Source organism: Micromonospora sp. TSRI0369 (genome assembly GCF_001905625.1).
Classification (GTDB): Bacteria; Actinomycetota; Actinomycetes; order Mycobacteriales; family Micromonosporaceae; genus Micromonospora; species Micromonospora echinospora_A.
Genome location: NZ_LIVU01000008.1, coordinates 211,662 through 220,203 on the forward strand (window position 1 = coordinate 211,662; position 8,542 = coordinate 220,203).

The 8,542-nt window shown below is 73.7% G+C and carries 12 protein-coding genes; 7 read left to right on the top strand and 5 right to left on the bottom strand.

All coding sequences use genetic code 11. The features are described from left to right. Positions 1-42: 42 nt before the first annotated feature. On the top strand, positions 43-1,518 hold the full coding sequence (locus tag AMK25_RS25300) for an alpha/beta fold hydrolase (protein WP_073830877.1): 1,476 nt from the start codon (positions 43-45) through the stop codon (positions 1,516-1,518). Between the two features lie 15 nt (positions 1,519-1,533). Here AMK25_RS25300 and AMK25_RS25305 read toward each other — a convergent pair whose 3' ends face one another. Then, positions 1,534-2,016 carry a DUF6232 family protein gene (locus tag AMK25_RS25305; RefSeq protein ID WP_073830878.1) on the bottom strand — a complete coding sequence of 161 codons (483 nt, stop codon included), beginning with the start codon at positions 2,014-2,016 and terminating at the stop codon, positions 1,534-1,536. 58 nt (positions 2,017-2,074) lie between these two features. On the opposite strand from AMK25_RS25305, the gene AMK25_RS25310 reads away from it, so the two are divergent. Further along, positions 2,075-2,485, top strand: a complete 411-nt coding sequence (locus tag AMK25_RS25310; protein ID WP_143194792.1) for a nuclear transport factor 2 family protein — start codon at positions 2,075-2,077, stop codon at positions 2,483-2,485. Here AMK25_RS25310 and AMK25_RS25315 read toward each other — a convergent pair. Further along, complete coding sequence (locus tag AMK25_RS25315; protein WP_073830879.1) at positions 2,431-2,979, bottom strand: DUF6232 family protein; 549 nt, start codon at positions 2,977-2,979, stop codon at positions 2,431-2,433. The genes AMK25_RS25310 and AMK25_RS25315 overlap by 55 nt on opposite strands. Before the next feature lie 119 nt (positions 2,980-3,098). Here AMK25_RS25315 and AMK25_RS25320 point away from each other — a divergent pair, with 119 nt between their 5' ends. Then, positions 3,099-3,872, top strand: coding sequence for an enoyl-CoA hydratase/isomerase family protein (locus AMK25_RS25320; RefSeq protein WP_073830880.1), 774 nt, complete (start codon positions 3,099-3,101; stop codon positions 3,870-3,872). Positions 3,873-3,942: 70 nt separating this feature from the next. Further along, on the top strand, positions 3,943-5,565 hold the full coding sequence (locus AMK25_RS25325; RefSeq protein ID WP_073830881.1) for an acetolactate synthase: 1,623 nt from the start codon (positions 3,943-3,945) through the stop codon (positions 5,563-5,565). Positions 5,566-5,620: 55 nt separating this feature from the next. On the opposite strand, the gene AMK25_RS25330 is transcribed toward AMK25_RS25325, so the two are convergent. Genes AMK25_RS25330 through AMK25_RS25340 form a run of 3 tightly spaced genes read right to left on the bottom strand, consistent with a single transcriptional unit; the run spans position 5,621 to position 6,728 of the window. Then, a complete protein-coding gene (locus tag AMK25_RS25330; protein WP_073830882.1) occupies positions 5,621-6,019 on the bottom strand; it encodes a PLD nuclease N-terminal domain-containing protein in 399 nt (132 codons plus the stop codon). 26 nt (positions 6,020-6,045) lie between these two features. Continuing rightward, positions 6,046-6,345 (bottom strand): DUF202 domain-containing protein, encoded by a 300-nt coding sequence (locus tag AMK25_RS25335; protein WP_073830883.1) that lies wholly within the window; start codon positions 6,343-6,345, stop codon positions 6,046-6,048. Further along, positions 6,342-6,728, bottom strand: coding sequence for a YidH family protein (locus AMK25_RS25340; RefSeq protein WP_073830884.1), 387 nt, complete (start codon positions 6,726-6,728; stop codon positions 6,342-6,344). The genes AMK25_RS25335 and AMK25_RS25340 overlap by 4 nt, the downstream gene beginning before the upstream one ends. A gap of 41 nt (positions 6,729-6,769) precedes the next feature. On the opposite strand from AMK25_RS25340, the gene AMK25_RS25345 reads away from it, so the two are divergent. The 3 genes from AMK25_RS25345 to AMK25_RS25355 form a co-directional block, all read left to right on the top strand. Next, on the top strand, positions 6,770-7,567 hold the full coding sequence (locus AMK25_RS25345) for a GNAT family N-acetyltransferase (RefSeq protein WP_073830885.1): 798 nt from the start codon (positions 6,770-6,772) through the stop codon (positions 7,565-7,567). A gap of 2 nt (positions 7,568-7,569) precedes the next feature. Further along, positions 7,570-7,974, top strand: coding sequence for a hypothetical protein (locus tag AMK25_RS25350; RefSeq protein WP_073830904.1), 405 nt, complete (start codon positions 7,570-7,572; stop codon positions 7,972-7,974). A 177-nt stretch (positions 7,975-8,151) separates the two neighbouring features. Further along, on the top strand, positions 8,152-8,542 hold a 391-nt coding region (locus tag AMK25_RS25355), incomplete at its 3' end, for an electron transfer flavoprotein subunit beta/FixA family protein (RefSeq protein WP_443189925.1).

An 8,542-nucleotide genomic window follows, 5' to 3' on the forward strand; every position in this document is an offset into this window, starting at 1 on the left:
CGAAGGTCACGCCGGGCCGCCGACGCGGCGTAGGGTGCCCGCATGCCCACCCCCGGCCCGGCGTCGCGGCGAACGCTCGCGTGCGGCGTGGTCGCGCTGCTCGCCGTCGTCCTCGGCACCCTGCTCCTGGTCCGCGCCGACGCCGGGCTGAGCACCCGGCAGGCGACGGTGGCCGGGGTGCCGCTGACCGAGGTACGGGCGGACAGCGCGGCCGGTGACCGGCGGCCCGGTGTGGTGATCGCGCACGGCTTCGCCGGGTCGGCCCGGCTGATGCGGCCGCTGGCCGACTCGGTGGCCCGCCAGGGCGGCGTAGCGGTGCTGCTCGACTTCGCCGGGCACGGCGCCAGCGGGTCCCGGCTGCCGGGCGCCGGGCGGGACGGGGAGGACACCCGGGCGCGGCTGCGGCACGATCTGGACGTGGCCGTGGCGTGGCTGCGTGAGCGTCCCGGCGTCGACAGGGACCGGATCGTCCTGGTCGGGCACTCGATGGGCGCCGGCGCGGTCACCCGGTACGCGGTCGCGCATCCGGAGATCGACCGGACGGTGGCGATCTCGCTGCCCGACGGCGGTGACGTGCCGGCCGGCTGGCCGGGGAAGCTGACGCTGGTGGTCGGCGGGCTGGAGTTCGCCGGTTTCCGCCAGGCGGTCGACGAGGCGACCCGGGACGCACCGCCTGGCGCCCGGACGCGGGTGGTGGCGCCCGGCGTCGAGCACGTGTCGGTGCTGTTCGCGCCGCGTACCCACGCGGCGGTGCTCGACGCGCTGCCGGACCGTACCGGCGGGCCGTCGCCGTCCCCGCTGACCCGGCCGAGCGGGGCCGCCCTGCTGCTGGCAGGGTTCGCGCTGGGCCTGGTGCCGCTGGCGGCGCTGCTGCCGCGCCGGGCGCGGCCGGGCACCGGCGGTCCGCGTACCACCCGGTGGCTCGCCGCGACGGTGCCGGCGGCCGGGCTGGGCGCCGCGCTCGCCGCGTTGCTGCCGACCGCTCGGCTGCCGCTCGCCGTGGGCGGATACGTCGCGGTGTTCCTGCTGCTCACCGGCGTGCTGCTGGCCGCCGCGGCACGCTTCGCGCGCCCCGGCCGGACACCGGCGGGCGGGAGTAGCGTCCGGTCCGCCGTGGTCGCTGTCGTGCTCCTCGGGTACGCCGTGCTCGCGGTCGCGCTACCGCTGCATCTCGGGCTCACCTCGACCGTGCCGGTCGGGGCCCGGTGGTGGCTGCTGCCCCTGGTGACGCTCTGCTGCCTGGTCTTCCTGCTCGGCGCCGAGCGGCTCACCGACGGCCACGGCCTCGGCTACGCGGCCACCGGCGGCATCGCCGTGCTGGTGCTGGCCGGCGCGGCGCTGATCGGCCTGGCGCCCGGGTTCGTGCTGCTGGTGGTGCCGCTGTTCGCGGCGCTGGTCGCCTGGCAGGCGGCCTGGGCCGAGGTGTTGCGCCGCCGGGGTGCGCCGTGGTGGCTGGCGCCGCTGCTCGGGGCGGTGCTGCTGGCCTGGCCGGTGGCGACCACGCTGCCGCTGGCCTGACCGGCGCCGGGCGGCTCATCGGCTGTCGGTCTGCTGTTCCACCGCGCGTTGCACGGCCCGGTAGATCTGCCCGAACCGCAGCGCGTCGGGCGTGCGGACCAGCATCGTCTCCCGGCCGTGGTGCTGCACCCACAGTTCGTGCACCCGGTTGCCGCGCTCGTAGGAACGGTCCAGCCAGCCGAGCGGCACCTCCAGGAACGGGGTGAGCGCCAGCCCGATCACCACGAACGCGGCCAGGATGATCAGGGCCAGCTTCCACTCGCCCCGGTCCTGCGCCGACCAGGCGAGGGAGAGCACGCAGACCACCGCGACCAGCGGCGGCAGCGACAGCAGCAGGACCAGCACCCCGCGTCCCAGCACCCGCCCCCGGACCGCGAGGGTGGTGGTGCCGCGCTCGTGCCAGACGTACGTGACGTCGGCGAGCGCGACGACCCGACCACCCGCGTGGATCGCGTCCGAGGTGACCTGTACCGCGTCGTCCCGGTAATAGAGGGCCATGAATCAGCCTAACCGCGTGTGTCGACACCGGACGGTGGAGCGTCGGTAGGGTGACGGTATGACGGGAGGCGACGAGCAGGCGCGCAACATCGAGGTGGTCAAGCGCTACCTGCGCACCTTCGTCACGAAGGACCTGGCCGAGCTGGCCGAGGTGGTCGACGAGGACGTGGAGATCTACGGCTCCGGCGTGGCGGTACGCGGTCGGCGCTACCCCGAGGCCGCCGTCTCCTCGCCCGGCCTGACCGTGCTCGACCAGGAGATCCTGGAGATCTTCGCGGCCGGGGACCGGGTGGTGGTGTCGGTAGCGCAGACGTACCGGCGCGACGCCACCGGGGCGACAGCTGTGCAGAGCGCCTGCAAGATGTACCGCCTGGCCGGTGGCCGGATCGTGCAGTTCTGGGGCGAACAGGACACCTACGGCCTGCTGCGCGGGCTGGGCCTGCTGCCGGACGAGCCGATCACGTTCTGACCGGGCGCGGCAGGTCCCGGCGCGGTCCGGCGGGGCGCGGCGGGCAGGCTCTCCATGGCCCGCTGCACCGCCCGGTAGATCTGCCCGAATTTCATCGCGTCCCGGGTGTGCAGCAGCCGCACCGGACGCCCCCGCCAGTCGGCCCACATCTCCATCTCCCGGCTGCCCCGGGCGTAGGAGCGGTCCAGGTACTCGAAGAGGAAGTCAGCCACCGGCCCGACGGCCAGGCCGATCAGCACCGAGACCCCGACGATGGCGATGGTGACCACCGCCGAGCGTTGCAGCCACACGGCCAGCCCGATGCCCAGCACGGCGGTCACCAGCGGCCCGGCGAGCGCGGCCCCGATCGCGCCGCGCCCGGCGAGCACCCGCCACGAGCGTTCGCCCCGCCGGTGCCACACGGTGGTCAGTTCGGCGAGCGGGTAGCTGCGCCCGTCCACCCGTACCGTGGTGGAGGTGACCTGGACGGAACGGTCGTCGTAGTAGGTGATCATGGCCTCACTCCCGGTGGCGGGGCGGCGGCGACCTGGGGAGTCGCCGACACCACACTGTCTACCCCAACGAGGCGAGCCGTAAGGTTGGCACGCGACTTCGACGAGGAAGTGAGGGCAGCGTGGGCGAGTTCGTCAAGCTGGAAGTGAAGGACGGCATCGGCACCATCCGGCTGGAGCGGCCGCCGATGAACGCGCTCAACACCCAGGTGCAGGAGGAGTTGCGCGCCGCCGCCGCGGCGGCCACCGCCGACGCCGAGGTCCGCGCCGTCATCGTGTACGGCGGCGAGAAGGTCTTCGCGGCCGGCGCGGACATCAAGGAGATGGCCGACATGTCCTACGTGGACATGGCGGAGCGGGCCGCCGACCTGTCCAGCGCGCTCGGCGCGATCTCCCGCATCCCCAAGCCGGTCGTGGCCGCGATCACCGGCTACGCGCTCGGTGGCGGCTGCGAGCTGGCGCTGGCCTGTGACTGGCGGATCGTCGCCGAGGACGCCAAGCTCGGCCAGCCGGAGATCAAGCTCGGCATCATCCCGGGCGCCGGCGGCACCCAGCGGCTGGCCCGGCTGGTCGGCCCGGCCCGCGCCAAGGACCTGATCATGACGGGTCGGATGGTCGACGCCGCCGAGGCGCTGCGGATCGGCCTGGCCGACCAGGTGGTGCCCGCCGCGGAGGTCTACGACGCCGCGGTGGCGTACGTGAAGCCGTTCCTGACCGGGCCGGCGCAGGCGCTGCGGGCGGCGAAGGCCGCAGTCGACGCGGGTCTGGACATGGACCTCACCTCGGGCCTGGCCTGGGAGAGCCAGCTCTTCGCGGCGCTGTTCGCCACCGACGACCGGCGCGAGGGCATGACCGCGTTCGTGGAGAAGCGCAAGCCGGGCTTCACCGGCCGCTGACGCGAGAGCTGTTCACATCCGCGCTACCGGCCAGTAGCGTGACCCCGGTCGGTCGATGAAGGGGAATGGCATGACGGAACGGGTCGAGGGCCATGGCGGCGATCTGGCGCTCGCGGCACTACGCGCGCACGGCGTACGGGAGATGTTCACGCTCTCCGGCGGGCACGTCTTCCCGCTCTACGACGCCGCTCACAAGGCGGGCTTCCCCCTCTACGACGTGCGGCACGAGCAGTCCGCCGTGTTCGCCGCCGAGGCGGTGGCCAAGCTCCAGCGCCGCCCCGGCCTGGCCGTGCTCACCGCCGGCCCCGGTGTCACCAACGGCGTCTCCGGCCTGACCAGCGCGTTCTTCAACGCCTCGCCGGTGCTGGTGCTCGGCGGCCGGGCCCCCCAGTTCCGCTGGGGCTCGGGCAGCCTCCAGGAGATGGACCACCTGCCGCTGGTCGCGCCGGTGACCAAGCACGCCGAGACGGTGTTCAGCGCCGACGACATCCCGCGGGCGATCTCGGCGGCGCTGACCACCGCGTTGACCCCGCACCGCGGCCCGGTGTTCCTGGACTTCCCGCTGGAGGCGGTCTTCTCGGTCGGTGACGCCGACCTGCCGGCGGTCACGCCGCCCGCGCCGATCGAGCCGGACCCGGACGAGGTCGCCAAGGCGGCCCGCCTGATCGCCGGCGCGTCCCGGCCGGTGATCATCGCCGGCTCCGACGTGTACGCGGGCGACGCCGTCGAGGCGCTGCGTGCCGCCGCCGAGTCGCTGCGGGTGCCGGTGTTCACAAACGGCATGGGCCGGGGCGCGCTGCCGCCGGAGCACCCGCTCGCGTTCGCCAAGGCCCGCCGGGTCGCGCTCAAGGGCGCCGACGTGGTCGTGGTGATCGGCACCCCGCTGGACTTCCGGCTCTCCTTCGGCGACTTCGGCGACGCACAGGTGGTGCACGTCGTGGACGCGCCCAGCCAGCGGGCCGGGCACGTGCAGCCGGCTGCCGCGCCCGCCGGCGACCTGCGGCTGATCCTCGGCGCGTTCGCCGACCACGCCGGTGACCGGGCCGACCACGCCGACTGGATCGCCGAGCTGCGTACCGCCGAGGACGCGGCGAAGGCCCGCGACGCCGAGGAGATGGCCGCCGAGAGCGACCCGATCCGCCCGGCCCGCGTCTACGGCGAGCTGCGCAAGGTGCTCGCCCCGGACGCCATCACCATCGGCGACGGCGGCGACTTCGTGTCGTACGCCGGGAAGTACCTGGAGCCGGCCCAGCCCGGCACCTGGCTCGACCCCGGCCCGTACGGGTGTCTCGGCACCGGCATGGGCTACGCCATGGGCGCCCGGGTCAGCCACCCCGACCGGCAGATCTGCGTGCTGATGGGCGACGGCGCGGCCGGCTTCTCGCTGATGGACGTGGAGTCGCTGGTCCGGCAGAAGCTGCCGGTGGTGATCGTGGTCGGCAACAACGGCATCTGGGGGCTGGAGAAGCACCCGATGCGGGCGATGTACGGCTACGACGTGGCCGCCGACCTCCAGCCCGGGCTGCGCTACGACAAGGTGGTCGAGGCGCTGGGCGGCGCGGGCGAGACGGTGGAGAAGGCCGCCGACCTCGGGCCCGCGCTGGGGCGCGCGTTCGACTCGGGCGTGCCGTACCTCGTCAACGTGCTGACCGACCCGGCCGACGCGTACCCCCGCTCGTCGAACCTGGCCTGAACACGGCGCCCGCGGGCCGTCCGCCGGGTGACCGGCGGGCGGCCCGCGTCGCGTGTCAGACCTCGGGGCGGTCCCGGTCGTCCGGGCGGCCGCGCAGCTCCTCCTCGCGGCGGCGCAGGTCCTCCTCCCACAGCCGCAGCCGTTCCTGGTCTTCGCGGCGGGACCGCTCGTCCAGCGAGGCGAGGAACTCCGGGTCGTCGTCCGGTGCGAGCGGGCGACCGGCCGGGGCGGCGGGCCGGGGCGTGCCGGTGACGCCGACGGTTCCGGCCGGGCGCTCGCGGCCCACCAGGAACCAGGCGATCGAGCCGACCAGCGGGAAGAAGAGAATGATCAGCACCCAGATCATCCGGGGCAGCGCCTTGACCTTCTCCTCGTCGGCGGAGAGGCAACTGATCAGCGCGACGACCGCGAGGACGACCTGAACCAGGAACAGCAGCACGTAGAGGCGGGCCATGCCCCATGATGGCTCACCCGCGCACGTCAGCGCACCCCGCCCAGCACGTGCGCCACGCCGAGCACCGCAAGTCCGGCCGCGCCGAGCGCGGTCAGCGGCACCGACCAGGGATCGAACCGCCGCGGTCCCGCGCCGGTGGCCCGGTGCCACGTCACCACCAGCACGGCGAGCCAGACCAGGAGCGCTGCCCCGGTCAGCAGCGCGTCGAGGACGCGGCCGGTGAACGCCTGCCGGAGCTGCAGCAGCAGCACCGCCGTCAACGTGAGCAGCGTCCGCCGCCAGGCCAGCCGGGTGCGTTCGGGTTGCAGGCCGGGGTCGCGGGTCATCCCGCGCCGCCCAGCAGCACGGCCGCCACCAGCAGCAGCGCGCCGATCGCGACTATCAGCGCCAGCGCGGCCGGGAAGCGGGACGCGGGCAGCTCCTCGTCCAGTCGCATGGCCCGTTCGGTCCGGGCCCAGTGGTCGACCGCCCGGATCGAGACGGCCGCGCCGAGCAGCAGCAGCGCGATCGCGAGCGCCTCGCGCAGGTGGGCCAGGCGTAGTGGCGGGAGGAACTGCGCGGCGGCCAGCCCGCCCGCCACCAGCGCCAGGCCGGTACGCAGCCAGGCCAGGAACGTCCGTTCGTTCGCCAGCGAGAAGCGGTAGTCCGGCGGGGTGCCGACCGAACGCAGCTCACGCGGGTCGAACCAGCTCTTGATCGACTCCCACACGCTGCCGATTATCCGCTTTGCCCCGCGCCTAGCCTGGGGGGATGACCGATCTTGACGCGCGTGAGCTGCGCGACGCCTACGACAGCCAGCTTCGTCCGGAGTTGCCCGATCCGGCGCCCGCCGGTGTGACGGTGGAGCGGGACGGTCCGCTGTTCCGCGTGCTCGGCCTCGACCACCGGGGCTTCCTCACCTACCGGACGCTCGACGGCCTGGCCGGCGCCGAGCTGGACGCGCTCATCGCCCGGCAGGTCGAGGTCTTCCGGGCCCGGGGCGAGTCGGTCGAGTGGAAGCTCGCCGGTCACGACGAGCCGGCCGACCTGGGCGACCGGCTGCGCGCCGCCGGCTTCGTACCGGAGGACCAGGAGACCGTCGTGGTCGGCCCGGTCGCGCCGCTCGCCGCCGCCGTCCCGGTGCTCCCCGAGGGGGTACGCCTGCGCGAGGTCACCAGCCGGGCCGACCTGGAGCGGATCGCCGCCATGGAGGAGGAGGTCTGGCGCGAGGACCGCAGCCACCTGGTGTACGGGCTGGCCCGGGAGATCGAGGCCGATCCGCAGTCGATCACGATCGTGGTGGCCGAGGCGGGCGAGACCGTGGTCAGCGCGGGCTGGATCCGCTACCAGCGCGGCACCGGCTTCGCCAGCCTCTGGGGCGGCTCGACGCTGCCGCAGTGGCGGAAGAAGGGCATCTACCGGGCGCTCGTGGCGTACCGGGCGCGGCGGGCGCAGCAGCGCGGCAAGACGCTGCTCCAGGTGGACTGCTCGCCGGACAGCCGGCCCATCCTGGAGCGGCTCGGACTCGTTGCGGTCACCACCTCCACGCCGTACGTCTACACTCCGTGATCATGGAACGGTTGACGGCGGACGAGCGGCTCACCCTGAAGACCGGCGCGTTCGGCGCGGTCTTCCTGGTCTCCAACGCCGTACCCGGGGTGCTGGCGATGGTGCGGGAGAGCTTCGCCGCCTCCGGAGCACTCGCCGAGGTGGGGGGCGTGGTCAAGGAGGCGCTCACCACCGGCCCGCTGCCGCAGCTGCCCCGGGACTCGGCCCTGGAGGTCGAGTCCGTGGTGCTGCCCGCGCTGGGCCGGTCGATGGAGATCCTCCGGGACAAGTCGCCCGCCGACGCCGAGACGTACCGGTCGGTGGTGCTCGCAGCGGCGGAGCGGGTGGCGCAGGCGCACCGGGGGATCGAGCCGGCCGAGGCGGCGGCGATCGAGAAGATCACCCAGGCGCTGGCCGAATCGGCCTGATGCCGGTGACCTGCGTCACTGCGGGCGGTCGGGGTGCCCATGCTACTTGCGGGTAACATTGCGCTCGTGGGGAAGTGCACAGCTGCCCGCGGTTGACCCACGTTCCGTCACGCGGGAGGCTGCGCCCGTGACCGGGCGAGTGATCGCAACACCAAACAGGAGGGTCGTCGAAGCGCGATGAATATCGTCGTACTCGTCAAGCAGGTGCCTGATTCGGGCGCGGACCGCAGCCTGCGTGCTGACGACAACACCGTCGACCGCGGTTCGGCGAACAACGTCATCAATGAGATGGACGAGTACGCCATCGAAGAGGCGTTGAAGATCAAGGAAGCACACGGCGGTGAGGTCACGATCCTGACGATGGGTCCGGACCGGGCGACCGAGTCGATCCGTAAGGCGCTCTCCATGGGCCCGGACAAGGCCGTGCACGTCGTCGACGACGCCCTGCACGGTTCCTGCGCGGTGGCCACCTCCAAGGTCCTCGCCGCCGCTCTCGGCCAGTTGAACGCCGACCTGGTCCTGTGCGGCGCGGAGTCGACCGACGGCCGGGTCCAGGTGATGCCGCACA